21 protein-coding genes, 1 tRNA gene and 1 pseudogene are annotated in these 24,584 nt (G+C 69.9%); 13 read left to right on the forward strand and 10 right to left on the reverse strand.

Going from position 1 to position 24,584, the window contains the following annotated elements:
* Positions 1–25 precede the first annotated feature (25 nt).
* From DNK54_RS20420 to DNK54_RS20430, 3 genes are read right to left on the reverse strand one after another with little or no spacing between them, the layout of a single operon-like run.
* Positions 26–1,033, reverse strand: a complete 1,008-nt coding sequence (locus tag DNK54_RS20420; RefSeq protein WP_110208862.1) for a choice-of-anchor M domain-containing protein — start codon at positions 1,031–1,033, stop codon at positions 26–28.
* A 26-nt stretch (positions 1,034–1,059) separates the two neighbouring features.
* Positions 1,060–2,634 (reverse strand): anchored repeat ABC transporter, substrate-binding protein, encoded by a 1,575-nt coding sequence (locus DNK54_RS20425; RefSeq protein ID WP_110208893.1) that lies wholly within the window; start codon positions 2,632–2,634, stop codon positions 1,060–1,062.
* Positions 2,631–5,036 (reverse strand): TIGR03773 family transporter-associated surface protein, encoded by a 2,406-nt coding sequence (locus DNK54_RS20430; RefSeq protein ID WP_110208863.1) that lies wholly within the window; start codon positions 5,034–5,036, stop codon positions 2,631–2,633. The genes DNK54_RS20425 and DNK54_RS20430 overlap by 4 nt, the downstream gene beginning before the upstream one ends.
* A 158-nt stretch (positions 5,037–5,194) precedes the next feature.
* On the opposite strand from DNK54_RS20430, the pseudogene DNK54_RS20435 reads away from it, so the two are divergent.
* The 5 genes and pseudogenes from DNK54_RS20435 to DNK54_RS20455 all read left to right on the forward strand — a co-directional run.
* Positions 5,195–5,446, forward strand: a pseudogene (locus DNK54_RS20435) (type B 50S ribosomal protein L31); the annotation flags it as partial.
* A 68-nt stretch (positions 5,447–5,514) separates the two neighbouring features.
* Positions 5,515–6,633, forward strand: coding sequence for a GTP-binding protein (locus DNK54_RS20440; protein ID WP_110208865.1), 1,119 nt, complete (start codon positions 5,515–5,517; stop codon positions 6,631–6,633).
* A 25-nt stretch (positions 6,634–6,658) separates the two neighbouring features.
* Positions 6,659–6,781, forward strand: coding sequence for a type B 50S ribosomal protein L36 (ykgO, locus tag DNK54_RS20445; RefSeq protein WP_110208866.1), 123 nt, complete (start codon positions 6,659–6,661; stop codon positions 6,779–6,781).
* Between the two features lie 24 nt (positions 6,782–6,805).
* Complete coding sequence (locus DNK54_RS20450; RefSeq protein ID WP_110208867.1) at positions 6,806–7,081, forward strand: HU family DNA-binding protein; 276 nt, start codon at positions 6,806–6,808, stop codon at positions 7,079–7,081.
* Between the two features lie 81 nt (positions 7,082–7,162).
* Positions 7,163–10,363: a choice-of-anchor M domain-containing protein gene (locus DNK54_RS20455; protein ID WP_162602576.1), complete on the forward strand. Its 3,201-nt coding sequence runs from the start codon at positions 7,163–7,165 to the stop codon at positions 10,361–10,363.
* 102 nt (positions 10,364–10,465) lie between these two features.
* Here the strand turns inward: DNK54_RS20455 and DNK54_RS20460 are convergent, their stop codons facing one another.
* Positions 10,466–10,891, reverse strand: a complete 426-nt coding sequence (locus tag DNK54_RS20460; protein ID WP_110208894.1) for a Fur family transcriptional regulator — start codon at positions 10,889–10,891, stop codon at positions 10,466–10,468.
* A gap of 103 nt (positions 10,892–10,994) precedes the next feature.
* Between DNK54_RS20460 and DNK54_RS20465 the strand changes: the two genes are divergently transcribed.
* Entirely contained in the window at positions 10,995–12,155 is a 1,161-nt protein-coding gene (locus tag DNK54_RS20465; protein ID WP_204164731.1) for a YibE/F family protein, read from the forward strand.
* A gap of 47 nt (positions 12,156–12,202) precedes the next feature.
* Positions 12,203–12,550 carry a metallopeptidase family protein gene (locus tag DNK54_RS20470; protein WP_204164732.1) on the forward strand — a complete coding sequence of 116 codons (348 nt, stop codon included), beginning with the start codon at positions 12,203–12,205 and terminating at the stop codon, positions 12,548–12,550.
* A gap of 91 nt (positions 12,551–12,641) precedes the next feature.
* Here DNK54_RS20470 and DNK54_RS20475 read toward each other — a convergent pair whose 3' ends face one another.
* Positions 12,642–13,535, reverse strand: coding sequence for an ATP-binding protein (locus tag DNK54_RS20475; protein WP_110208896.1), 894 nt, complete (start codon positions 13,533–13,535; stop codon positions 12,642–12,644).
* 277 nt (positions 13,536–13,812) lie between these two features.
* On the opposite strand from DNK54_RS20475, the gene DNK54_RS20480 reads away from it, so the two are divergent.
* Positions 13,813–15,291, forward strand: coding sequence for an NAD(P)/FAD-dependent oxidoreductase (locus DNK54_RS20480; RefSeq protein WP_110208870.1), 1,479 nt, complete (start codon positions 13,813–13,815; stop codon positions 15,289–15,291).
* A gap of 21 nt (positions 15,292–15,312) precedes the next feature.
* Here DNK54_RS20480 and DNK54_RS20485 read toward each other — a convergent pair whose 3' ends face one another.
* From DNK54_RS20485 to DNK54_RS20495, 3 genes are all read right to left on the reverse strand, one after another.
* A complete protein-coding gene (locus DNK54_RS20485) occupies positions 15,313–15,960 on the reverse strand; it encodes a PaaI family thioesterase (RefSeq protein WP_110208871.1) in 648 nt (215 codons plus the stop codon).
* A gap of 57 nt (positions 15,961–16,017) precedes the next feature.
* Positions 16,018–18,399, reverse strand: a complete 2,382-nt coding sequence (locus DNK54_RS20490; RefSeq protein WP_110208872.1) for a hypothetical protein — start codon at positions 18,397–18,399, stop codon at positions 16,018–16,020.
* Between the two features lie 65 nt (positions 18,400–18,464).
* Positions 18,465–18,537 (reverse strand) — tRNA-Lys (locus DNK54_RS20495).
* A 354-nt stretch (positions 18,538–18,891) separates the two neighbouring features.
* Here DNK54_RS20495 and DNK54_RS20500 point away from each other — a divergent pair.
* The 5 genes from DNK54_RS20500 to DNK54_RS20520 all read left to right on the forward strand — a co-directional run bounded on the left by DNK54_RS20500 (position 18,892) and on the right by DNK54_RS20520 (position 22,570).
* Entirely contained in the window at positions 18,892–19,095 is a 204-nt protein-coding gene (locus DNK54_RS20500) for a cold-shock protein (RefSeq protein ID WP_028650227.1), read from the forward strand.
* Between the two features lie 193 nt (positions 19,096–19,288).
* Positions 19,289–19,489 (forward strand): hypothetical protein, encoded by a 201-nt coding sequence (locus DNK54_RS20505; protein ID WP_110208873.1) that lies wholly within the window; start codon positions 19,289–19,291, stop codon positions 19,487–19,489.
* A 191-nt stretch (positions 19,490–19,680) separates the two neighbouring features.
* Positions 19,681–20,298, forward strand: a complete 618-nt coding sequence (locus DNK54_RS20510; protein WP_110208874.1) for a DUF47 domain-containing protein — start codon at positions 19,681–19,683, stop codon at positions 20,296–20,298.
* Positions 20,299–20,302: 4 nt separating this feature from the next.
* Positions 20,303–21,307, forward strand: a complete 1,005-nt coding sequence (locus DNK54_RS20515; protein ID WP_110208875.1) for an inorganic phosphate transporter — start codon at positions 20,303–20,305, stop codon at positions 21,305–21,307.
* A gap of 141 nt (positions 21,308–21,448) precedes the next feature.
* The gene (locus DNK54_RS20520) at positions 21,449–22,570 is read left to right on the forward strand and encodes a hypothetical protein (protein ID WP_162602577.1); all 1,122 of its coding nucleotides are present in this window, start codon (positions 21,449–21,451) and stop codon (positions 22,568–22,570) included.
* Positions 22,571–22,703: 133 nt separating this feature from the next.
* Here DNK54_RS20520 and pstB read toward each other — a convergent pair whose 3' ends face one another.
* Complete coding sequence (gene pstB / locus DNK54_RS20525) at positions 22,704–23,483, reverse strand: phosphate ABC transporter ATP-binding protein PstB (RefSeq protein ID WP_110208877.1); 780 nt, start codon at positions 23,481–23,483, stop codon at positions 22,704–22,706.
* A 30-nt stretch (positions 23,484–23,513) separates the two neighbouring features.
* Positions 23,514–24,584, reverse strand: coding sequence for a phosphate ABC transporter permease PstA (gene pstA / locus DNK54_RS20530; protein ID WP_110208878.1), 1,071 nt, complete (start codon positions 24,582–24,584; stop codon positions 23,514–23,516).

The raw sequence follows: 24,584 nt of genomic DNA on the forward strand, positions 1-24,584 counted from the left end.
TCGACGAGCTCGGTCTCGGCGGCGCTCACCGGGACTCCTCGCCATCCGCGTCGCCGGGGGAGGCGTCGGCGTCGCGCTGTGTCTCCGAGCGTCCGGCCAGCACCTGCTTGCGGGCGCGGTTGCCGCGCACCAGCCCGATGCCGAAGCCGACGATGAGGGCGACGGCGACCACGACGATCGCGCCCACCAGCACCGGCACCAGGACGCTGTTCTCCTCCTCGGCGGCGGCCGGCTCCCCGGCAGCAGTCTCCTCGCCGCCGGTTGACTCGGCGGGCCCCTCCCAAGCGGTGCTCAGGGCCTCGTCGGTCGAGGTCCGGGAGCCGACGGCCAGTCGGATGATCTGGCTGTCGGAGACATGGGAGCCGTCGACCAGATCGGCCTCGGCGCGCAGGCGCAGCAGATAGACGCCTGGCTCGGTGAAGGTCCAGTTGGCATGAGTGTGGGTGTTGACGTCGACCCACAACGGCTGTGCGCCGTCCTTGCCGGACTCCCACAGCACCTGGGGTTCGCCGAACGTGCCGGACTGGAGATAGACGCTCACGTCGCCGGGGCCCTGGACGCCGGTGAGGGAGAGGGTGACGCCACGGTCGATGGTGCGCATCACCTCCGGATCCTGGGTGTTCCACCCGAGCCAGACGACTCCTGGGTTCTGGGTCTGCGGCACGACCCAGACCGGCGCCCCCGGGTCGGCTCCGATGAAGGAGTACGCCGCGTCGTCGGGCACCTCGAGCCGGGCGTCGTCGAGCACGTGGAAGACCGTCTCGTCGGGATAGCGCCAGACGCTCTTCGCATCGGCGTCGGCCTTGGCCACATCGTCATGGATCAGGAACGTCCACGCGCCGTCGACGTACTTCGGGCCCATGTCGACGTGACCGGCATCGAGCACGCGCTCGCCGTGGACGACCTCCAGGTCGCCGAGCTCCTGTTCGAGGTGGGGATCCTCGTCGGCGAGGGCGGCCATCGGTGTGGCCAGCACGAGTGCGGCGGCGGCCAGCAGCCACGCCACGGGTGACGACAGGGGACGAAACGACATGGGGGTTCCTTCAGGGATTCTCTGGGTCAGGGGATCAGGCAGGCGTGCAGCGAGTCGGCGTTGAAACGCATCATCTGCACGTAGTCGGTGACGTCGGCGTCGAAGGTGTCGCCGTAGATCGTGCAGACGTCGATGCCGGCCTCGCGGGCCACCTCGGTCAGCGTCGAGGCCCGGGCGCGGAGGTTGGGCTCGAGGAAGACCGCCGGCACCTCGAGCGTCCGAATGGTCTCCGCGAGCTTGCGCCGGTCGGCCAGGGATGGCTCGACGGCGGGGTTCGGCACGATGAAGCCGGCCACCTGCACGTCGTAGGCATGGGCGAGGTAGCCGAACGCGTCGTGGGTGGTGATCAGGTAGCGATGGGCCTGCGGGATCGCGGCGATGGTCTCGCGCACGTAGTCATCGGTCCGCTCGAGCTCGTCGAGGTAGGCCGCGGCGTTGGCGACATAGGTGTTCGCGCTCCCGGGATCGGCGGCGATCAGGGTGTCGCGGATGAGCTGTACGTAGGACATGGCGTTGCGCACGTTCTGCCACAGGTGTGGGTCGATCTCGCCATGGACGTGCTTGCCCAACACCGCCTGGGGGAGTTGGTGCACCCGGTCGCCGGGGCGGCCGAGGAAGCGGTACTGGTCCCCGTCGGGGATCTCGTCGAGTGCCTTGGCAGGCACGTCGATGACGACCCGGTCCGCGGGGTAGGAGACCTGGCTGTGCTCACCGCCGCCCTCGGCGTCGTACCGGACCTCCAGCTCGCCGGTCTCGAGGTTCGCGGTGAGATCGGCGTGCCCCTCGTCGAGGATCACGGGGTCCTCGATGCCGGCCTCCTCCGCGGCCCGAGCCGGGTTGACCCCGACGGCGAAGGTGAAGGTGGCCGTGTCGACGGCCTCGGGCCGCGAGGTGTCGGTGGCCTTCACCGAGGCGGCGAGGGTGAGCGTGTGCACGCCGGGCTCGGTGAAGGCCCACGAGAGGTGCGTGTGGGCGTCGGCCGGCAGTGCCATGGTGTCGTGCCGATAGCCGTCGCTGGCATCGAACCCGTCGGAGGAGTCGACGTAGACGTCGGTGTCGCCGAGTGAGCCGGTCAGGTAGGCGTAGATGTCGCCCGGTCCGGTGGCGTCGACCGCCGAGACGAGGACGTCGGAGGTGCGGGTGGCGCCGTACCTGTCGCCGTCGCCGTGCGCGCGCAGTCCTAGCCAGACGGTGTCGAGGTTGACGTTCTCGACCAGGGGGATGAGCTCCGCGGCGTACTTCACCGACTCCTCGGCCAGCGACACACTGGTCGCCTCGGGCTGGAGATTGGCGTCGAGGGTCTTGATGACGTTGCGCTCCTCCAGGAGTGCGTAGTTGGAGAAGGCCACGTCGGCGTAGACGACGTTGCGGGCGTCGCGCAGGGTCGGTTCGTAGGAGTGCGGGTCGGCGCCGTCGGGGACCAGCGAGGCGACGTCGACCCGGTCGCCGCCGACCTGCTCGACCAGGTCGCGCAGCAGGCCGGTGGTGGTGATCACCTGGAGACGGTCGCTGTGGGCGGAGAGCACGGGTTTGGTGGCGCATCCGGCCGATGCCGCCAGGAGGAGGGCGAGGAGGGCGAGGAGCGCCGGGGGTCGACTCATCCGCGCACCTGCCGTCGGGTCCCGCGCCACCACAGCATCCCGCTGCCGCCGGAGCCGAGGAGGAGCAGGCCGCCGAGGGTGCCCAGCAGGAGCGGCACCGGGTCCTCCTCGGCGCCGGCGCCGGCCCGGCTCGCCACCACGCCGTCGGTCGCGCCCAGAGGCGCGATGCCGGTTGCGACGACCGGCGGTGCCACCGCCTGGGGCACGGCGACGGAGTCCCCGTCGTCGGCCTCCGCGCTGCCGGGTGCGCAGTGCTCACCGGCCGCTGCCGAGGCCGGGTCGAGATCGCCGACGGCGATGGTCAGCACCTCGGTGTCGCTGGAGCGCCGGCCGTTCGCCAGGGTGACGGTCTGCGTGGTGGTGAGCCGGTAGATGCCCTGCGCGCTGAAGGCCCAGTTGGCATGGGCGTGCACGCCGAGATCGATGGAGTACGACGACCCGGCGCCACCGAGCACCATCGCCTGCACGCCGCCGAACGACCCGGACAGATAGACCTTGACGGTGCCGGGGCCTTCGACCTTGTCCAGGCGCCAGGTGATCGGGCCGCGGGCGTTGCCGGCGTTGAGGGTCTCGGTGTTCCATCCCAGCCAGATCAGCGCGGGGTCCTGGGTCTGGGGGACCTGCCACACCGTCGAGCCGGAGGCGCCGACCTGCCCGTAGCCGGAGGGCAACGTCACCTTCGAGGCGGGCTTGAGCCACAGGATCGTCTCGCTCGGCTCCCGATAGACCTTGGCTCCCGAGGTGTCGTCGCCGACCTGCGACTGCAGGCTGCCGTCGATGATGCGGGAGGCGTAGTCGACGTGACCGGCCGAGAGGATCGTCGCGCCGGTGGTGCACTCGGTCGCGGGGACGTCGTGCGAGGGGGCCTCGTCACCGGTGCCCTCCGAGCCGGTGCCGTTGTCGTCGACCTTCGGTGGGTCGGTGACAGGAGGGTCCGTCTCGACCTCCTTCCCGCAAGCCGCCGGGTCGACCCTCATCACGTCGGCGCGGCCCACGGCGACCGCGAGCACGAACTGGTCGGAGACGGTCCTGCCGGTGCTGGTCTCGGCGACGCGCTGCATCGACAGGCAGTAGTTGCCCTGCTTGCTGAACGCCCACGAGCCGTGGGCGTGGGTGAGCTTCGGGATCGTGAAGCGGTCCTTGCCGTTGATGCCGTCACGGGTGTTGAACAGCACGGTCGGCTGTCCGAACGGGTCGGTCTCGTAGAGCGCGAAGTCGCCGGGGCCGGAGACGTCGCTGAGCGCCCACGCCACGCCACCGGTGGTGGCGTCCGCGGCGATCGACTCCGTGGACCAGCCGGGCCAGAGCAGACCGGACTGCTGCACCTGGGTCACTTGATAGAGCGACGAGCCGGGCGAGCCGAGGAAGGAGTACGCCGCGCCGCTCGGCACGGTCGTCCGCGACGACGGCAGCAACTGCAGGACCGTCTTCGCCGGGTTGCGCCAGACGGCCGCCGACGAGCGGGTGGTGTCCTTGATCCGGGTGCTCAGCCTGCCACGGTCGAGCAGGGAGGCCACATCGACGTGACCCTTGTTGAGCACAGTCGCACCTCGCTTGTTGACGGTGCCGTTGGGCACGTCCCAGACGGCCCGGGGCTCCGGGTCGGGCTCGGGTTGCGGATCGGGATCAGGTGTCGGGTCGGGATCCGGGTCGGGCGTCGGCTCCGGGTCGGGACCGGGGGAGGGCTCCGCATCGGTGTCGCCCACCTCGAAGGTGTAGTCGACCGGCGTGCTCGTGGCCTCGCTCCCGGTGCGACGCGTCCCCGCGGCGCGCACCGTGAGCGTGTAGCGGCCGGGCTCGGTGAAGGCCCAGTTGGCGTGCACGTGGGCGTTCACGTCGACGTCGATCGTTCCGGGCAGTTGGTGCCCGCCATCGGCCAGGACGGGCAGCGACTCGCCGAACGAGCCGGTCTGCCAGACGAAGACGTCCCCAGGGCCGTCGACCTCGTCGACGTGGATGCGCATCGGACCGCGGAAGTCGGCGGTGCTGAGCCGCTCGGTCGACCAGCCCGGCCAGATCAGGTCGGGGTCCTGGGTCTGCGGCAGGAAGTGGACGTTGTCGCCGGCCTTGCCGAGGAATGCCAGGGACGGGGGCACGGGTGACGGCAGGGTCATCCGGGCCCCTTCCTTGACCCGCAGGAGCACATCGCCCGGCTCGTGCAGCACGTGGCGTCCGGTGACGTCCTCCTGAAGCGCCACGCGGAGCTCACCCGCCTCCTGCAGCAGGGTGAAGGCGTCGATGTGCCCGTGGTCGAGGGTGAGCGGGAACTCCTCGTGAGCCGGTTCGGCCGCGGCCGACGGTCCGACGCCCGAGCCCGCGACTCCTGTGACCAGGAGCGCCAGCGCGGCGCAGCGCAGCAGGGTCCCCAGGCGGTGCCGGGAGCGTGCGGGGAGCGAGAGCATCGCGCCTCCTCCAATGCGATAATGAGAATGATTATTGATACTAGCGGTCACGTGCGGTCGGTCGGAACCGAGGGGTCGAGTCGAGGGCGGGCTTGCGAAACCTGGTGAAGGTGTGAATAGAATGAGAATCGTTATCAATTAACTCACCAGGAGGCACGATGCAGCAAGACGCCCACCCGGCGTACGGCCCGGTCGTCTTCCGCGACCGCTCGGCGGGCGCGCTGTTCCTCACCCGGTCGACCATCGTGGGGAGGCTCGCGCCCGGTCATGCACAGGTGGTCTGGGAGGACGGCCGGTGCTATCCCGTCGTCGACGTGGACGTGTCCAGCGCCAGCCACTCGTTCTGGACGGGGCGAGGACGCGTGCTCGACAGCGAGGGTCGTGTGGAGGCATTCCGCCGTCGCTACGGCTCCGCGACCGCTGGATCCACGACTGCTCAGCCCGTGACCCGCACGACCCCGGCAACGGGAGTGCGGCGATGACGCGGCCCCGTGTGCCCAGGTCGGGCGGACGACTTCCGGTCGTCCTGGTCAGCGGCGTCCAGGAGGCCGCCCTGCTGGCCGCGGCCGGCTCCGTGCAGCTGGGCCTGGACGGGTGTGTCTCGGTGCGGCATGCGATCGACGCCGAGCGTCAGGTGCTCACCCGTTGGGTCAGCGACGTCACCGGCGTCATCGAGCACCAGGAGATCGACCTCGCGCACGCCTGTGTGAGCTGCGCGATCCGTGAGGACATCATCCCCACGCTGGAGAGAGTGGCCGCATCGGGCCGCTGGTCCCACATCGTCGCGTGCCTGCCGATAGGGGCCGAGGCCGTCCAGGTCTGCCGTGTGCTGGCCTGGGCTCCTGGGGATGCGCCGCACGTGAGCATCGCCGCCGTCGTGGCGGCGCTGGACGGCACGACCGTCGCCGACGACCTGCTCGGCGACGACCTGCTCGACGAGCGAGGACTGGCGACCTCGAAGGAGGACCGGCGCGGCGTGGCCGAAGTCGCGTGCTCGATGGTCGAGTACGCCGACGCGGTGTGCCTGAGCGACCCGCCCCCGACGGAGCACACCGGTCTGGTGGCAGCGCTGGCGCGGCCGGGCATCCCGATCGTCGAGGACCCCTCGCTCCTCGATGCCGCGCCTCTCGCGCGAGGAGTGCACCGGCATCAGGCGGTGGAGGCATGGGTGGCAGAGGTGCGCCGTGGTGCGCTCCCGCCGCTCGCCGGGGAGGGTGTCTGGCGCCTCGACCTCGTCTCTGAGCGGCCCTTCCATCCGATCCGCTTCCAAGACGAGCTGGCGACCCTGGGCGGTGGCCCTCGACGTTCGCGCGGATGCTTCTGGCTGCCCACGCGTCCCGATGCGGTCTGCACCTGGGACGCCGCTGGGGGACAGGCGGGCATCGGCTCCAGTCGTCGCTGGGGGCCGGGGCAGCACCGACTCACCCGGATCGTGGTGCTCGGCCTGGACGACAGCCGCGCCGACGCCGCAGCGATCAAGGCTGCCTTCGAGCGCTGCCTGCTCACCGACGACGAGCTGCGCGGCCGCGGGTCTGCCTGGAACGAGTCCTGGGACGGACTGGAGCCCTGGCTCGGCCCCATCGACCGCGTCGCCTGACTCGCCGGCGACGAGAGAGGAAGTCATGAAGGTCCGCAACTCCATCCGCTCGCTGAAGGAGCAGCAGGGCGCCCAGGTGGTACGCCGCCGCGGCCGCGTCTACGTCATCAACAAGCAGAACCCGCGCCTCAAGGCGCGGCAGGGCTGAGCCCTGACGACGAAGGAGACAAGCATGAACAAGAGAGAGCTGATCGAGGCCGTCAGCGCCGGGGCCGGCCTGGAGCGCGGTGTCGCCGCGGCCGCGCTCGACGCGATGGTCGGCGCCATCACGGGAGCGCTCGTGGCCGGTGAGCGGGTCGCCATCCCGGGGCTCGGCACCTTCGAGACCCGGGGCCGCGCCGCTCGCACGGGCCGGAACCCGCAGACGGGCGAGCCGATCGAGATCCCGGCCGGTACCGCCGCCGCGTTCAGGCCGGGGACGGCGCTGCGGCAGGCCGTCAACGCCTGACATGAGCCCTCGACCCAGACCAGACCAACACGATCGAAACCCCGAGGAAGATCAGGTATGAAGGCAAGACGCCGCCATCGTATGACCGCTGTTCCGGCCGCTCTCGCGGTCGGTCTCTCCCTGACCGTCGCCGGCGTGGCACTCTCGCCCGCGCAGGCGGAGCCGCTCCGCACCTTTGCGCTCGACAAGGGCCATCTCGACCTTTTCGAGGTGAGCTACGACGAGGACGCGAACGGCCTGAGGCTGAGCGTGAAGGACGACACCTATCTCCATGCGTCAGGCCCAGTCCTCCGTGATCCGGCCCAGGTGTCGGTCGTCGTCGACAGCAGCACCGCCGCAGTCGACGTGTCGCAGGTGCCGACCGCACTCGACTTCCTCAAGGTCGACGGAGACACCGTCTACCAGCTGCCCCAGACCCAGAACCCGAGCCTGCCCTGGCCCGGTTGGTCGACGGAGCGCCTTGTCCAGACGCTGCCCGGTGGCACGGAGCTGCCGGCGACCGGCCAGCCCGTGCAGCTCGAGGTGGAGATCGACGGTCCGGGCAACGTCTTCACGTGGCAGACCGGCAGCTTCGGCGGCGTACAGAACATGTACGTCGACACGGTCGATCCCGCCCGCGACGTCATCCCGATCGCGCGCGACGCGCACGTGCACACCAACTGGGCCTTCACCAAGCCGGGCGACTACCTGCTCACCGTGACGCCGAGCGCGACGACGACCGGCGGCAGCACCCTCTCCGGCGCCAGCGCGAGCTATCACGTCCACGTCGGCGACCGCGCCCCCGAGCAGATGCTCCGGATCGAGGGACTCGCCGCCCACTACCACCAGGGCGGCACGATCAACCTCAGCCTGGCTGCGGAGCCGGCGCTGACCGCGGACGACGACGTGACCTGGGAGTGGCAGTGGCCGGGGACGGACGCCTGGGCGCCCGCGCCCGGCAGCTCCGGTGCCCTCCATCAGGTGAAGGCGGAGCAGGCGCTCGACGGCGTCAAGGTCCGGGCCACCGTCACGCGCGCCGCTGGTGACCCCATCAGCTCGACGCCGGTGACGATCGACGTCGACGACCACGGAGCAGCAGCGCGTCAACGGCTGTCGATCACCGGGCCTGCGACGGTCGAGCAGGGCAAGACGGTGACGTTGGCTCGGGTGCTCCCTGACGACGCCCCGACGGTCCTGACCCAGCATCGTTGGGAGAGCCGGGCCGACTCCACGGCGGACTGGGAGGTCCTGGCCGGTGACGAGGGCGAGACGCTCTCCTTCACCGCCACGGCCGCGAGCCAGGGCACCCAGTACCGGGTCTCGCTCCTCAAGCCCACCGGCGAGCTTGCCTATGGGCCCTCGCCGGTGCTCACCCTCGGTGAGCAGGGGCCGACTCCCGAGCCGGAGCCGGCGCCCGAGCTGGGCGAGCTCGCGGACGAGTACGAGCTGACGCTGCTGGCGCCGACCAACGACGGGGTGAGCGCGAACGCTCTGGGTATCAACGACGAGGGCGACGTCGTCGGCATCACCCGTCCCACCAGCGCCGCGCAGCCGCAGCGCACGGTGCTCTGGGAGGCTCACGGCGACCACTTCCATGCCCACGAGCTGGCCAACTTCGAAGGCTCCTCGTTCTCTCGTGGCTTCGACCTCAACGACGACCTGCAGATCGTGGGCGAGGCGTTCAGCTCCGGTGGCACATCGGTGCCGATCCGCTGGACGGGCACCGGCGCTCCGCAGTCGGTCGGACTCAACGAGGCAGGCACCGGTGTCCTCAACGACATCAGCCAGGACGGGGTGGCCGTCGGCACCGCCTCCGGCAAGGCGGTGCGGGTGAGCGACGACGCCACCACGACCCTGCCCGCGCCGGGTGTCGAGGGAGCCACCCTGAACAGCTACTCGGCGACGACGATCGCTGAGGGGGAGGTGATCGGCGGGCGCGCGTCCCTGAAGCTGGCCGAAGCGTCGGCGAACACGCTGCACGGTGTTGTCTGGGACGCCGCAGGCCCGCGCCTGCTCGCCACTCCGGAGGGCGGCAGCGCACCGGTCGTGTCGGGCGTCCGCGCCGACGGCTCGGCAGTCGGCAGCCTGATGCTCGAGTCGTCCGAGCGGGCCGTGCTGTGGAACGAGTCGGGTACGCCGTACCTCCTGGAGCTCCCGGGGGTGGCCGACTACAGCCACGCATCCGCCAAGAGCGTCGCCGACGGCGTCGTCGTGGGCTACACCTCGAAGTTCGCCGGGAACACCTCCTTCGGCGGTGCGGCGGTCGGCTGGGACGCGGAGGGTGCGGTCGACCTGAACAGTCGTGTGGTCGACCTGCCGGAGGGAGTCGCGTTGCTGGCGGCTTCCGACGTCAACGCCTCCGGACAGATCGTCGGGAGCGCCAGCACGGCCGACGGCCCTCGAGGCTTCGTCCTCACGCCCGTGGCCGAGGCGCTTCACATCGACGGACTCTCCGGGCACTACCACTCCGGTGGTGCGATCACCCTGACGGCACATCCCGGTCACGACGCCGGCGACTACCGGTGGTCGATGCGCCGCACTGACCAGGCGGACTTCCACCCGATCACCGGCGTCACGGGCGCCACGCTCACCCTCACCGCGGAGCAGGCGCTTGATGGAGCCCGCATCAAGGTGGAGCGCGTGGTGGGCGGAGAGACCGTCGCGGCCTCCGAGCCGGTGACCGTCGAGGTCGACGACCACGGCGCGCCACCGCTGCAGGTGGTCACCGTCGTGGGTGAGTCGAAGCACCGGGCTGGCGATGAGGTGAGGCTGGCTGCGGAGGTGAACCCGGCGTCGGTCCTCGACACCTACCAGTGGTTCGTCAAGCCGGCCGGCGAGGAGACCGCGACGCCCATCGACGGGGCCGATTCGGCGGCGTACGTCTTCCGCGCGGACGCCGAGCGCGACGGCGCCGAACTCAGCGTCGCCGTCGTCGGCGAGGACGGCTCGATCGTCTACGGGCCGTCGGCCCCGCACTCCCTCGTCGTCGAGGCGGGCGATCCGACGCCGAAGGTCGCGTCGAAGGTGACGGTCAAGGCCAAGAAGAAGGTGCGGGCCGGCAAGGCGGTGGTCGTCAGGATCGCCGTGACCGCGCGCGGCGTCACTCCGACGGGCACGGTGACCGTCAAGCTCGCGGGAAGGTCCAAGAGGGTGTCGCTCAATGCCCGAGGCAAGGCGAAGGTCGCGATCAAGGTGAGCAGGAAGACCAGGGCCGGCACGAAGAAGGTCAAGGTGACCTACCGGGGTGACGCCCGGGTCGCGGCGGGCACGAACAAGACGGCGAGGGTCAAGGTGACCCGCTGACGAACAGGCTCCTGCCCCCGAGCGGGGTCGGAGCGCCGAGACAGCTGTGGCCGTGACATCCCAGGTGGGGCGTCACGGCCACAGCCCGTGCGTGGCGTCCGGTCAGCTCGACGTGGAGCAGCTCGGGCAGAGGCCGAACAGCTCCACGACGTGCTCCACCTGCGTGAAGCGGTTCTCCTCAGCCGCCTTGGCTGCCCACTTCTCGACGCTCGGCCCGTCGAGCTCGACGGTCAGGCCGCAGTCGCGGCAGACCAGGTGGTGGTGGTGTCGGGGACCGCACTTGCGATACAGGGTCTCGCTGTCGTTGACCCGGACGGCGTCGATCTCACCGGCGGCGTGCATCGCCTGCAACGTGCGGTAGATCGTGGCGAGCCCGATCTTGTCGCCACCGGCCCGCAGCTCGTCGTGGAGCTGCTGCGCACTCAGGAAGGAGTCGCCGTTCTCGAGATGCTCACGCAGGGCTCGGCGCTGCCGGGTGTCGCGCCGACCCGACTCGGAGAACGCCCGTGGTGCGGTCTGATTCGGCATGCGAGCCATGCTACGGCGTCGGCGGTACGGGGTTCCGGTCGCTCGTCGGCGTCGCTCGCATGGCACGCTGAGGCGTCGATGACGCAGGAGGGACGAGGGCTTCATGGGGCACCACCACGGCCGGCACGCGGCACCGGAGACCCGCACGATGCTTCGGGTGGCGCTGTGGATCGTCGGGCCCCTCGCCCTGCTGACGCTGATCTCGATGGTCTGGCTCTGGCCGACCGACGGGGTGTCACGGCCCGAGGAGGGAGCCTCGGAGGAGTTCAAGGCGCGCATCACGGCTCTCCATGCTGAGCCCTGCGCGGAGAAGCTGGTGGACGACGTCAACGGCTGTGGCCGGGTGACGATCGAGCTGGAGAGCGGTCCTGATCGCGGCAGCGTCCGTGAAGTGGCGATGCCCAACGGGCCGGGAGCGCCGATCATCGACGACGGCGACGACGTGCTGGTGATCGTCAGCGCCAGTCCCGACGGCGAGGTCTACTCGATCACCGACCACCAGCGCGGCCCCGAGCTCTGGATCCTGTGTGCGGCGTTCGTCCTGGTGCTCCTGGTCTTCGGCAGGTGGCGCGGCCTCACCGCCCTGGCTGGCCTGGTGGTGACCTTCGCCGTCCTGCTCCTCTTCGTGGTGCCGGCGCTTCTCGCGGGTGAGTCGCCCTTGCTGGTTGCGATCGTCGCGTCGGCAGCGATCACCCTGGTCGTGCTGTACCTCACCCACGGTCTCTCGCTCGCGACGACGGTCGCCGTTCTCGGCACGCTGGCCAGCCTCGCGCTGACCGGCGTGCTGGCGTTGCTCTCGGTCGCGCTGCTGAACCTGAGCGGCGTGACCGACGACGTCGCGACCGCCGTCGTCATGATGCACGGGATCGACATGAGGGGACTGCTCATCGCGAGCATCGTGATCGGCTCGCTCGGTGTGCTGGACGACGTGACCGTCACCCAGTCGGCCACCGTCGCTGAGCTGGCCCATGCCAACCCCGCCTATCGGTTCAGGGAGCTCTATCGGGCCGCCAGCCGGGTTGGCCGCTCCCACATCGCCTCGGTCGTCAACACCATCGTCCTGGCGTACGCCGGCTCCTCGCTCCCCCTCCTCGTGCTCATCGTCGCCAACAACAGCTCCTTGAGCGACGTCGTGACCACGCAGCTGATCGCCCAGGAGGTGGTGCGCAGTGCCGTTGCCACCATCGGCCTCATCGCGGCGGTGCCGTTGACGACCGCGCTGGCGGCGCTGGCCGTGCGGACCTCGCAGCCGCGGACCGGCTGAGCGGCCGGTCGGCTCCCCGGTTCGAGCAGCCCGGTAGCGTCGGTCCTGTGCTGCAGGTGACGCGCGAGGAGTTCGAGGCCCTGGTCGACCGAGCCCTCGACGAGATCCCCGAGGAGCTGACCCGCTGGGTGCACAACGTCGTGGTGCTCGTCGAGGACGAGCCGCCGCCGGAGGAGCCGGACCTGCTCGGCCTCTACGACGGCGTCGCGCTCACGGAGCGAGGCGCCAACCATGCGGAGCTGCCGGATCGGATCTTCATCTACCGCAGGCCGTTGCTGGAGTTCTGCCACGATGTCGAGGACCTGGTGGAGCAGGTGCGGATCACCGTGGTGCACGAGGTCGCTCACCATTTCGGCATCGACGACGAGCGGCTGCACGAACTGGGCTACGACTAGGCAACGGCCTAGGGAGGTGCTGGTCGACGTCCCCGGCGCAGCAGGCGAGAACGTTCAGCGGCTCCCGGGACCACCGAAGATGGTCGCGAGATCAGGAGCGAGGTTGCGCCGCCGGCCGCCCGGGCTCCCAGGGGATCGGCTCCGCCCCGTGCGCCTGCGCCACCATCTCGCTGAAGAACCACCGCTGGAAGTCGATCCCCTCGGGCGTCGCAGCCGGCGTGAGCATCCGCTCGGAGCGACAGAAGGCATCGGCCAGGTCGAGCACACCGGCCATCTGCTCCAGCACCGGGGCCGCGTCGGCAGGTAGCCGCACCATCCGGTCGCGCGCGCCTACCTCCACGGCGAGCGCCGAGAAACCCTCGGCGTGCCCCACCTGCTCGGAGAAGGTGCTGAGCAGGTCGGAGAGCTGTCGCGCCATCGGGTACGTCGTCTCATGGGCCAGGGCCAGCAGGCGCAGTTCGCGCTGCAGGTCGCGGAAGTGGCGCACCCACGCGGCGTACTGCCGGGTGGGGAAGTTGAGGAGCCACACCTCGAACGCCGCCTCCCGCTCCGCGGCCCGCGGAGTGCTCGGCTCGACCTCGTAGACCTCGCCGAGGAAGGTGGGGTGCTCGATGAGGCCCGCGGAGGGTTCGAACCACACGGTCTTGCCGTCCGAGCGGATGTAGGCGCCCCAGGCGGTGGAGCTCATGGCCACCAGCGTGAGTCCGCGGCCGATCGTCGAGAGCAGGTCGTCGTCGGCGCCGCCGCGAGGATGCGGGATCGGTGGGGCAGCCGAGCCGTCGGAGACCTCGAAGCGGGGGTGCGCAGGCGTGCCGTGCACGCTCAGCCGGATCGGGGGCACGGCGTGCAGCAGGGCGTTGGTGACCAGCTCGGAGATGGCGAGCTCGGCCGAGGCGACCAGGTCGGGCCGGCCCAGGTGAAGGCACGCCTCAGCGGCCCAGCGTCGCGCGTCCTTCGCGGACTGCGGGCTGGCTTCCAGCGTCATGGTCGACTCGTTCAGTGACACATGCCTTCCACCCGTCGACCGGCTCAGCGGTGCCGGTCGACCGACCTCGTACCCACCCCTCGTCGGTTGAAACCACTACCTTCTGAGAACAACGACCGGAGACGTGCCCGGGGGCACCCAGGGGTGATGTGAGTCGCAGTCGGGGCGCCCGTGAGCGGGGCGGGTGGCGGCGTACCCCCGTGCCGATTCGGCAGGCGTCCCGCCGAGTGGGACACTGGTGCACGGATCCACTGGCAGCAGAAAGGCCCGCGAGGGAATGACAACCGGCACTACCGGCAAGCACAAGGTCGTCGTCATCGGCTCGGGTTTCGGTGGCCTCTTCACCACCAAGGCCCTGCGACGCTCCGACGTCGAGGTGACCATGGTCGCGAAGACCACCCACCACCTCTTCCAGCCCCTGCTCTACCAGGTCGCCACCGGCATCCTCTCCCAGGGCGAGATCGCTCCGCCGACCCGCGAGGTGCTGGCGAAGCAGAAGAACGCCCAGGTGCTGCTCGGCACCGTCACCGGCATCGACCTCGAGGCGCGTACGGTCACCCACCACGTGCTCGGTCGCGAGACGGTGACCGACTACGACACTCTCGTGGTTGCCGCCGGCGCCAGCCAGTCCTACTTCGGCAACGACCAGTTCGCCGAGTTCGCGCCCGGCATGAAGAGCATCGACGACGCGCTCGAGCTGCGTGGCCGTATCTTCGGTGCCTTCGAGATGGCCGAGAACGCCGCCCAGCGCGGCGAGCCCACCGAGCATCTGCTCACCTTCGTCGTCGTCGGTGCCGGTCCGACGGGCGTCGAGATGGCCGGTCAGATCGCCGAGCTCGCCCACAAGACGCTGCGTCGAGACTTCCGCGCGATCGACACCCGCAAGGCGCGGGTGATCCTGCTGGACGCCGCCCCCCAGGTGCTGCCGCCCTTCGGTGCCAAGCTCGGCGCCAAGGCGAAGGCCGAGCTGGAGAAGATCGGGGTCGAGGTGCAGCTCGGCGCGATGGTCACCGCCGTCGACGAGCGTGGCCTGGAGGTCAAGGACAAGGACGGCACCGTCCGGCGCATCGACTCCGTCGCCAAGATCTGGGCGGCGGGCGTGCAGGCCAACCCGCTGGGCAAGACGCTCTCGGAGCAGACCGGTGCGCCCCTGGACCGGGCCGGCCGCATCGCCGTCAACCCGGACCTCACGCTGCCGGGGCACCCCGAGGTCTTCGTGCTCGGCGACATGATCAACCTGGACCACCTCCCGGGCGTCGCCCAGGTCGCCATCCAAGGTGGCAAGTTCGCCGCGAAGGAGATCGACAACCGTCTCCGCGGTCACGCGCCGCAGGGCCCGTTCAAGTACTTCGACAAGGGCTCGATGGCGATCATCAGCAAGTTCCGCGCGGTCGCCAGCGTGGGCAGCCTGAAGCTCAACGGCCTGCTGGCCTGGCTGATGTGGCTGGTCGTGCACCTGATCTACCTGACCGGCTTCAAGAACCGGGTGGGTGCGTTGCTGAGCTGGGCGATCACCTTCGTCGGCAACGACCGCTCCGAGCGGACCGTCACCGAGCAGCAGATCTTCGCGCGGATGGCGCTGGAGCGGCTCGAAGGTGGCGCCACCGACCTGGTCAGCGAACCCGGCGAGATGGACGCACTCATCGCCGAGCGCGATGCCGAACGTCGCGCCGAGCTCGAAGCGGTCGCCGCCGAGGAGTCGCGGCTCACCGACGAGGGTGCCCGCGGCGTTCCGGGTCAGCCGACCCGGGTCTGACTCCTCGGAGCCCTGCCGCGGTTACTCGAAGCGTTCGGGGGTCGCGCCCTCCCGCGCCCAGCGCGGGAGGATGAAGATGCCTTCAGCCTCGACCGTCACGCCCTCCGCGTCGGAGATCGCTCCGCTCACGAAGGTCTTGTAGCCCTCGGTGCGCGAGATCCACGCCTCCACGCGGAGGTCGCCCAACGGCGTACCCCGGCGGTAGCGGAGGGTGAGTGTGCCGGTCATGCCGGGGGAGCCGCCTGCAGCCGCGGCCTCGCCGGCGAGCTGGTCGAGGATCAAGGCGCTGACCCCACCGTGCACGAGCCCCGGCGGGCCTTCGTACGCCGCTCCGAGGTGGATGTCGGCCCACGCGCGGCCCTCCGGGCTGTGCTTCACGTGGACGGGCGGGGCGACGGCGTTGCGGAGACCGACGACGGCGTTCCCGTGACCGCGCACGGTGCCGTCGGCGGTGTGGCTGACCCCGAAGGAGCCGGGGATCTGGCTGGCGCGCAGACGGGCGGTGAGCGCCTCGACCTCCGCGGTGACCGCCATCATCTCCTCGTCCGCGACGGTCGAGCGGATCACCGCGTCGACCAGCCCGCGGGTGGCTTCAGCGAGGCCCCCGGCGACCTTGCGCTCGCGCTCGAGCTCGTCGGAGGTCAGGTCATCGATGCGCTCGTCGAACATGATTCGCACTGTAGGTGCTCGCCGGCGCGCCTGGTGGCGGCATCCCGGTGATGCTGGTCACCGCCCGCGCCGGCGCTCGGTCTCCTCCGCCTGCTCCTCGGCCAGCTCGCGGTAGTACTCCAGCACCGGCTGGAACTCCTCCGGATCGACCATCGAGGAGTCGATCACGAAGGGCTTCATGCTCCGGCGATGGATCTGCACCTGCCAGCTCCGCTTTCCGGGGACTCCCTTGACCGTCACCTCGGTGTAGGGGCTGGCCAGGTCGAAGCGGTGGCGGCTCTCCTTGGAGGAGATGTCCAGGACTCCGCGGTCGATGCTGAGCTTGGCCGGCTCGGCCGTGGAGAAGGCGCTCCACAGGATCAGGGTCATCAGGCCGAGGGTGCCGGCGATCGCGATCTCAGTGGTGCCGCGCGTGTCGTTGGCGAGCAGCCCCGTGCCGACCGCGCCGGCGGCGCTGAGCAGCAGCAGCATGCCCAACAGCTTGCGGGTGGACCGCCGCGGCGAGAACCGTACGACGCCGGGAGGCGCCTTCGGGGAGGTCGGTGCTCCCGCCTCGGGTCGACCGGCAACGCGGAGGCCGAGGTCGTCCTTGCGGGCCACGGGCAGCGGCTCACGCCGCTCCTCGGCACGCTTCTGCTCCCGTGCTGCCGGAGCCACGGGGTTGGCGGGTTTCGGCGACGCGGCGACCGTCGTGGTGGCCTGCGCCGGGTTCGCCGGCCGCGACCGCGCTGTCTTCGGGGTCGTCGTCTCGGCGATCGCCGCCTCGGCAGCGACCAGCGGCTCGACGACCGGTGGCAGGGGCGGGAGATCCGCCTCCGCCTGCGCCGTCGGGCTCGCTGTCTCCTCCGTGGATCCGTCCTGTACGGCGGCGTCCTCCTCGGGGTCCGCCTCCTCGGAGTCGACGGTGGCGGGGCTGGCCGTCGCTGCGTCGTCCGCAGCGGTCTCCTCGGCATCGCTCGCGCCTGCCGTGCCGTCGATCGTGCTGGTGGCGCTCTCGTCTGCGTCGGGTGCGGCCTCCTGCTCCACGGCGGCCTGCGCGGCCTCCCGGCGGGCGCGCGCCTCGTCTGCAGAGCGCGTGACGAGAGTCAGGAGGTCGTCCGCAGTCGCCTCTGCTGGCGGTGTCGCCGTCGCCGGCTTGGGGGCTCCCTTGCTGCGGGGGCGCTCGGTCTTCCGCTGGGAGGAGAGCCCGGCCTCCAGTGCCGCCGCGACCGCCGGGTCGAGGGCGATGGCTTCGTCGGTCTCGGTGATGGGCGTGGGCTCAGGGGCCGGTGGGAAGGCTGGTCGCGCCTCCTCGCGGGCCGGCTCCGGCTCCGGAGCGGTCTGCGGGCGCTCGGACGGCCGCTTCTTCCACCGACTCTTGCCGCGACCCGTGTCGGCTGCCGCAGCGGCCTCTGCCGCTTCGACCGCTCGGAGCGCTCCCTGCAGCGCCGGATCCATCGATCCGTCGACGTCCTCGGTCGGGGGTGGCACCGGGATGTCGGCCTTGTGCTTCCCGTTGTTGCGGCGCTCGGAGGGAGTCGATTCTGCTGGGGACGTCTCGGCCGCGGCCCCAACGAGGGCGGCCGGGGCCTCCGGCGCGCCGACGCCCCCAGGCGCCGCTTGGGCCGCGGGCGCCACCTCGGGCGCGAGGCTCGCCTCCGCGGCGCTCCGCGTAGAGGTGGCCCCGGCTGCGGGCGAGATGTCGGTCGCAGCCTGCTGCCGGCGCTGCACCATGCGCGCCAGTCGCTCGCGGCGGGCGTCGGCGTCCGGAAGTCCGGGCGAGGGGTCACTGGGCGGCGGCGTACGCTCGGGGGCGGGGTCGACTGCCTGGCTGGCGGGCGGCTCCGCAGTATCGCGGCGCAGCGCGTCCAACGGGTCGATGGGGGCGGAGAGTGCGTCGGCGACGGCGGGCTGCGACGTCTCGACGGGCACGTCCCCGGACCCGGGCTCGTGAGGATCAGCCTCGGAACCGGACGCTACCGGCTCGGGTTCAGGAGGCGTCGCGCCCAGCGCTCCGAGGATCTCCGCGCCCACGTCGCGTTGCGTCTCGGCGTGCTCGGCCCGCTTGGCGGCGAGTCGGTCCTTGACGCCGCCGACCGGAGGCTCGGCTCGGAGGGCGGCGAGCTTGGCCATCAGCACCGGATCCGGCTCCGGGCCTCCATCCGGGGTGGGCGTGGGAACGGCCGGGGAGGCCACCGGCGGGGTCGTCGGCAGCCCCTGGGCCTCGCGACGCTCCTTCTCCCGGCGCGCTGCGGCGAGGCGGTCCTTGGCCGAGGCGACCTCGGTCTGCGCGATGCTGGGAGTCGGCTGCTCGCCGACCGCCGACTCGTCGGCGAGGGCCGGCGTACGACGTGGCTCGGGGACTGGCTTCTCGTCACCGTCGCTGTGGTGGGCGAGCCACTGGTCGAGCAGGCCCAACTGTGGCTGCTCGGTGGCCCCGCTCTCCTCGTTGGCTCCCATGCCCTGCAAACTACGCAACTTCCCCGGCGTTATGGGGCCGAACCCCAAAACGACCCCTCGATCGGTAGGCCCTGTGGGACTCGAACCCACAACCAACGGATTAAAAGTCCGGAGCTCTGCCAATTGAGCTAAGGGCCCAGGGGCCGAGGCCCCATGGCGCCGCGCGGGAGCCCCGCGGCGGCGTGGCGCCAGCGTATCCGAGGCGCCGGCCACGGTCCGCTTCGGTCGGGCGGCAGCCGTCACAGCGGAGCGTCGAGAGGGCGTGATCACGAGTTCGATCAGAGTTCACGTGCTTCCCCTCTTCCTTAGTGGCCCAGAGTTGGTAGGCTCACGCGTGCAACGGGAGCAAGTTCCAGCAAGGCTGACGCCGGGGAGTTTGTGATCCAACGGCGTTTCTTCGGGTGTCTCACCAGTCGGAGCGACGTGTCACCGCACCCGTTGTGGGGTCGTTGAAGTGACGACCTCTCGCCCCGATTAAGGAGTAACGAGCACATGGCTCAGGGCACCGTTAAGTGGTTCAACGCCGAGAAGGGTTTCGGCTTCATTGCGCAGGAGGACGGCGGCGACGACGTCTTCGTTCACTACTCGGCGATCCAGTCGCAGGGCTACAAGTCCCTGGACGAGAACCAGAAGGTCGAGTTCGACGTCACGCAGGGCCCCAAGGGCCCGCAGGCGGAGAACGTTCGCCCGCTCTGATCGACCTACGTCGATCGATGCCTGAGGACGGCCTGCAGGCCTGACTCGACGAAGGCCCCAGTCCCGAGTGGACTGGGGTCTTCGTGTCATTTCTGGGTCAAGTTGTGCGGTGACCGGTTTGTTCCGGCGCCAGCGGGGGGATGATGGTTCGACGGGCGCTGACGCATGTCCACAGGGAGAGGGAGGTGACATCGTGCAGGACCAGTTCGATGTCACCTTGGAGGACGGCGAACTCCTCCTCGAGGTCGAGATCACGGCCAACCTCATCGTCGCGGCGAGCGAGTCCGATGGACCGCTCAGCCAGGAGGAGATCGACGCCATCCTCGGCGTCGTGCCCCAGGCGCCCGATGCTGACGACTCCGACGACTCCGACGAGCCCTCCCCGGAGGCCTGAAATCGCGTTGTTCGCGGGCCGGATCGGGCTCGCGAAGGCAGGTGTCGGCGTACCGTTGCGGGGTGGTGCTGGTCACCTGACCTACCGCGCGTCCGCCTGACCCGAGGCCCCGGAGACGGTGGCGGTTGCCATCGAGCGCGTCCTTGCCCCTAGCATGTGGACGTTCTCATTCTCCTCACCAGGAGTTCAACGTGGCTTTTCGGTTTCGCCCGGTAGACGCTTCCTTCTACGACCTCTTCGCCGAATCCGCTCAACATCTGGTCACGGGTGCGGGGCTGTTGGCCGAGATGATGGCCGACGGAGCCAACCGCGAAGAGGTGGCCGCGCGGATGCGCGACGCCGAGCACGAGGCCGACGAGACGACACACGCCATCGTGCGCCGGGTCAACAGCACCTTCGTGACTCCGTTCGACCGCGAGGACATCTACGACCTCGCCTCCGGCCTCGACGACGTCATGGACGAGATGGACGAGGCCGTCGACCTGATCCTGCTCTACGAGATCGAGCACCTGCCTGCGGAGCTCTCCGCGCAGGTCGAGGTCCTGCAACGCTGCGCGGAGCTCACCGCGGCCGCGATGCCCAGGCTCCAGGCGATGAAGGACCTCGACGAGTACTGGATCGAGATCAACCGCCTCGAGAACGCGGGCGACAAGTCGTATCGCCGAATCCTGGCCAACCTCTTCAGCGGCAAGTACGAGGCCCTGGAGGTGATGAAGCTCAAGGACGTCGTCGAGGCCCTCGAGGGCGGCATCGATGCCTTCGAGACGGTGGCCAACATCGTCGAGCAGATCGCGGTCAAGGAGTCCTGAGTCCGTGGAACTCGCGATTGTCATCGCGGTCGTCGTCGTCGCTCTCGTCTTCGACTACACCAACGGATTCCATGACGCGGCCAATGCGATCGCGACCTCCGTCTCCACCCGGGCGCTGACCCCGCGGGTCGCGCTGGCGATGGCGGCGGTGATGAACTTCATCGGCGCCTTCCTCGGCCAGGAGGTCGCCAACACCGTCGGATCGGTGATCACGCCGGGAGCGGGCACGCACGGCCTCGTCATCGTGATGGCGGGCCTTCTCGGCGCCATCGCCTGGAACCTGATCACCTGGTACTACGGGCTGCCGTCGTCCTCCTCGCACGCTCTGATCGGTGGTCTGGTCGGCTCCGCCGTCGCGGCCGGGGTGACGGTCAAGTGGGACGTCATCATCGAGAAGGTCGTCATCCCGATGGTCTTCAGCCCGCTCTTCGGCTTCGCCGCAGCCTTCCTGCTGATGCTCGCGATCATGTGGATCTTCCGGCGTGCCAATCCCCACAAGGCACAGCGCGGCTTCCGCATCCTGCAGACGGTCTCCGCAGCCGGCATGGCGCTCGGGCACGGCCTCCAGGACGCCCAGAAGACGATGGGCGTCATCTTCCTGGCACTCGTTGCCGGTGGCTTCTACCAGGCCAGCGACGACCTGCCCTTCTGGGTGATCCTCGCCGCGGCTGCTGCCATCTCGGCCGGTACCTACTCCGGAGGATGGCGGATCATGCGCACGCTGGGCCGCCGGATCATCCATCTTGACCCGGCTCGTGGCTTCGCCTCGGAGGCCGTCGCCGCCTCCGTGCTCTACACGACGGCGTTCGCCTTCCACGCCCCGATCTCCACGACGCACACGATCACCTCTGCGGTCATGGGTGCCGGCGCCACCAAGCGCTTCTCCGCCGTCCGCTGGGGTGTCGCCAAGTCCATCGTCACCGCCTGGGTCCTCACCTTCCCCGCCGCCGGCCTCGTCGCCGCCGCCGCCTACTGGCTCTGCCACATGGCCCTCGAAGTCCTCCCCTGACCTCTCGCTGGCCGCCCATAACGGATCGTCCCTAACAGATTCGTGGTCGATCGGCGTTCTGACCACGAATCTGTTAGGGACGATCGCCTCCCTGTGGATGACTCCGACGCACCTGGGTGAGTCTGGGCGATCATCCATGGCGTGAGCACGACTGCCGGCGTCGAGGAATGGGGGCCGCCCCAGGTCCCACCGCCGCCCTGGCTGCACGGCGAGCGGTTGGCAAGCCGCATCGCGGGAGGGATGCGGCCCTGGTGGGTCGGGCGCCTGTCGATTCCGCGGCGTGTCGGCGACGGGCCGGAGGCACCGACCCCCAACCAGGCACGGGGGCCGAACTGGCGTGCGTCGGCTCCGGGGCTCTTCGTCCCGGACCGTCCTGCTCAGCTGGAGCCCGAGCAGCAGATCGTGGAGGTCGGCCTCTCGATCCGGCACGGTGGCATCACCGGCTGGGCCGCGCTGCGCTGGTACGGCGGCACGTGGTTCCACGGCATGCTCTCCGACGGCCGCACGCGGCGCCCCGTCCCGGTCGCCAGCGCACTCCATCTGCGGACACCGCCGGGTGCCGTGGTCACAGAGGAGCGGATCGCATCCCGGGAGTTCACGTGCTACGAGGGACTCGTCTGTACGACGCCGGTGCGCTCGGTCTTCAACGAGATGAGGGCAGCGCAGGATCCGCTGCGTGCGTGCATCGTCGCGGAGATGGCCTTCTACAACGACTTGGTGAGTCGTGAGGAGCTGGCGGTCTATGTCGATGAGCATCCACGCTTCATCGGGGTCGGTCTGGCTCGGGAGAGACTGGCCTGGCTCGATGAGAACGTCTGGTCGCCCCAGGAAGTCCGGATGCGTGAGGTGTGGATGAACCTTGCCGGCTTGCCTCGACCCCTGTGCAATCGACCGGTCTTCGACCGCGCCGGAAATCTGATCGGCATCCCGGACCTGCTCGACGAGGAGGCGGGACTGGTCGGCGAGTACGACGGTGCAGTGCACCTGCAGCAACGTCGAGAGGACCTCGACCGCGAGTCACGCTTCCGGGCGGCCGGGCTCGAGTACGTAGCCATGGTGGCCGGAGACTCGCACACCCCGGCACGTCTTGCTGCTCGGATCAGGGCGGCACGTGCCCGATCGCGGTTCGCCGCCGCCGGCAACCGGGCGTGGACGGTCGAGGTCCCCCGTTGGTGGGTGCCCCAGACAACCGTCGAACAGCGTCGAGAGCTGTGGGGTACCCGCCATCACAGCCTCTTGAACCACCGGCGGATGGTCCGCTGAGGGAGCAGTCAACCAGGATCGTCCCTAACAGATTCGTGGTCAGATCGCCGATCGACCACGAATCTGTTAGGGACGATCCCCAGGGGCGAGGGGGAGGGCCGGCCAGGGGAGGGGAGGGCCGGCCGGGGGCGGGTCAGCCGAAGCGACCGGAGATGTAGGCCTCGGTGGACTCGTTGTCGGGGTTGGAGAACATCTTCTTGGTGGGGTTGAACTCGACCAGGTGGCCGGGCTCGCCGACGGCCTTGAGGTTGAAGAAGCCGGTGTCGTCGGAGACGCGGGCGGCCTGCTGCATGTTGTGGGTGACGATGACGATCGTGTAGTCGGACTTGAGCTCGTGGATCAGGTCCTCGATCGCGGAGGTGGAGATCGGGTCGAGCGCGGAGCACGGCTCGTCCATGAGCAGCACCTGGGGCTCGACGGCGATGGCCCGCGCGATGCAGAGCCGCTGCTGCTGGCCGCCGGAGAGACCCATGCCGGGCTTGCCCAGCCGGTCCTTCACCTCGTTCCAGAGGTTGGCGCCCTTCAGCGACTTCTCCACGATGTCGTCTGCCTCGGACTTCTTGATCCGCTTGGAGTTCAGCCGGCTGCCCGCGAGGACGTTCTCGTAGATCGACATCGTCGGGAAGGGGTTGGGGCGCTGGAAGACCATGCCGATCTCACGCCGCACGGCGACCGGGTCGATATCGGGGCCGTAGAGGGACTGCCCGTCCACGACGACCTTGCCCTCGACGCGGGCGCCCGGGATCACCTCGTGCATCCGGTTGAGCGAACGCAGGAAGGTGGACTTGCCGCAGCCGGAGGGACCGATGAACGCGGTGACCGACCGGGCCCGGATCGTCATGTTGACGCCCTCGACGGCGAGGAAGTCTCCGTAGTAGATGTTCAGGTCGGAGACGTCGATGCTCTTGGCCATGGGTGATTCCTAATCTCGAAACGTGGTCGGTCAGCGCTTGGACGGGGCGAAGATGCGGCCGATGATCCGCGCGATGAGGTTGAGCACCATCACCAACGCGATCAGCACCAGGGCCGCGCCCCAGGCCCGCTCCTGGCCGTACTGCGGCGGCACGCCGGGCTGGGTGAAGGAGTAGTAGATGAAGACCGGCAGCGACTGCATGCGCTCCGCGAAGGCGTTGAAGTTCACCGAGTCCGTCTTGCCGGCGATGATCAGCAGCGGCGCCGTCTCGCCGGCGACCCGCGCGATGGCGAGCGTGACCCCGGTGATGATGCCGCCGAGAGAGGTCGGGATGACCACCTTGGTGATGGTCCGCCACTTCGGCACGCCCAGGGCGTACGACGCCTCGCGCAGCTCGTTGGGCACCAGCTTCAGCATCTCCTCGGTGGAGCGCACCACGATCGGGATCATGAGTACGGCGAGCGCCACCGAGCCGCCGAAGCCCATGCGGACGCCGGGGCCGAAGAAGATCACGAAGAGCGCGTAGGCGAAGAGGCCGGCGACGATGGAGGGGATGCCGGTCATCACGTCGACCAGGAAGGTGACGATCCGCGCCGGGAGCCGGTTCTCGCCGTACTCGACCAGGTAGACCGCGGCAAGCACGCCGACGGGTACGGAGATCGCTGTCGCCCACAGCGTGATGATCAGGGTGCCGACGATGGCGTGGTAGATGCCGCCACCCTCGCCGACGACGTTGCGCATGCTGTAGCTGAAGAACTGCCCCGACAGCACGCCGGCACCGTTGTCGATGACCTGCCACAGCAGGGTGGTGAGCGGGATCATCGCCACCCCGAAGGTCGACCACACGAGGATCGTCGCCAAGCGGTCCTTGGCGCGGCGTCCACCTTCGACGAAGCGCGACCACAGAGGCAGGACGAGAGCCAGCAGCAGCACCGTCGCCAGGAGGGTCCCGGTCAGTCCCCAGGAGAGCAGGAGGGCGAGGATGCCGGCGCCGGCTGCGGCGATGACGAGCGCCAGCGCCGGAGCCCAGCGGGGGAGCTGCGGAGCGACCAGCGGAAGTGCGTCACGCTGGGCAGTGGGAGGGGTTTCCAGGACGGTCAT

Origin of the sequence: Nocardioides daejeonensis, from assembly GCF_003194585.1 — a bacterium.
Classification (GTDB): Bacteria; Actinomycetota; Actinomycetes; order Propionibacteriales; family Nocardioidaceae; genus Nocardioides; species Nocardioides daejeonensis.

Bases quoted from the DNA above. Each gene is read 5' to 3' on its own strand.
- DNK54_RS20420 (WP_110208862.1), bottom strand. From the start codon at position 1,033: ATGTCGTTTCGTCCCCTGTCGTCACCCGTGGCGTGGCTGCTGGCCGCC.
- DNK54_RS20425 (WP_110208893.1), bottom strand. From the start codon at position 2,634: ATGAGTCGACCCCCGGCGCTCCTCGCCCTCCTCGCCCTCCTCCTGGCG.
- DNK54_RS20430 (WP_110208863.1), bottom strand. From the start codon at position 5,036: ATGCTCTCGCTCCCCGCACGCTCCCGGCACCGCCTGGGGACCCTGCTG.
- DNK54_RS20440 (WP_110208865.1), top strand. From the start codon at position 5,515: ATGACGCGGCCCCGTGTGCCCAGGTCGGGCGGACGACTTCCGGTCGTC.
- ykgO (WP_110208866.1), top strand. From the start codon at position 6,659: ATGAAGGTCCGCAACTCCATCCGCTCGCTGAAGGAGCAGCAGGGCGCC.
- DNK54_RS20450 (WP_110208867.1), top strand. From the start codon at position 6,806: ATGAACAAGAGAGAGCTGATCGAGGCCGTCAGCGCCGGGGCCGGCCTG.
- DNK54_RS20455 (WP_162602576.1), top strand. From the start codon at position 7,163: ATGACCGCTGTTCCGGCCGCTCTCGCGGTCGGTCTCTCCCTGACCGTC.
- DNK54_RS20460 (WP_110208894.1), bottom strand. From the start codon at position 10,891: ATGCCGAATCAGACCGCACCACGGGCGTTCTCCGAGTCGGGTCGGCGC.
- DNK54_RS20465 (WP_204164731.1), top strand. From the start codon at position 10,995: ATGGGGCACCACCACGGCCGGCACGCGGCACCGGAGACCCGCACGATG.
- DNK54_RS20475 (WP_110208896.1), bottom strand. From the start codon at position 13,535: ATGACGCTGGAAGCCAGCCCGCAGTCCGCGAAGGACGCGCGACGCTGG.
- DNK54_RS20480 (WP_110208870.1), top strand. From the start codon at position 13,813: ATGACAACCGGCACTACCGGCAAGCACAAGGTCGTCGTCATCGGCTCG.
- DNK54_RS20485 (WP_110208871.1), bottom strand. From the start codon at position 15,960: ATGTTCGACGAGCGCATCGATGACCTGACCTCCGACGAGCTCGAGCGC.
- DNK54_RS20490 (WP_110208872.1), bottom strand. From the start codon at position 18,399: ATGGGAGCCAACGAGGAGAGCGGGGCCACCGAGCAGCCACAGTTGGGC.
- DNK54_RS20500 (WP_028650227.1), top strand. From the start codon at position 18,892: ATGGCTCAGGGCACCGTTAAGTGGTTCAACGCCGAGAAGGGTTTCGGC.
- pstB (WP_110208877.1), bottom strand. From the start codon at position 23,483: ATGGCCAAGAGCATCGACGTCTCCGACCTGAACATCTACTACGGAGAC.
- pstA (WP_110208878.1), bottom strand. From the start codon at position 24,584: ATGACCGTCCTGGAAACCCCTCCCACTGCCCAGCGTGACGCACTTCCG.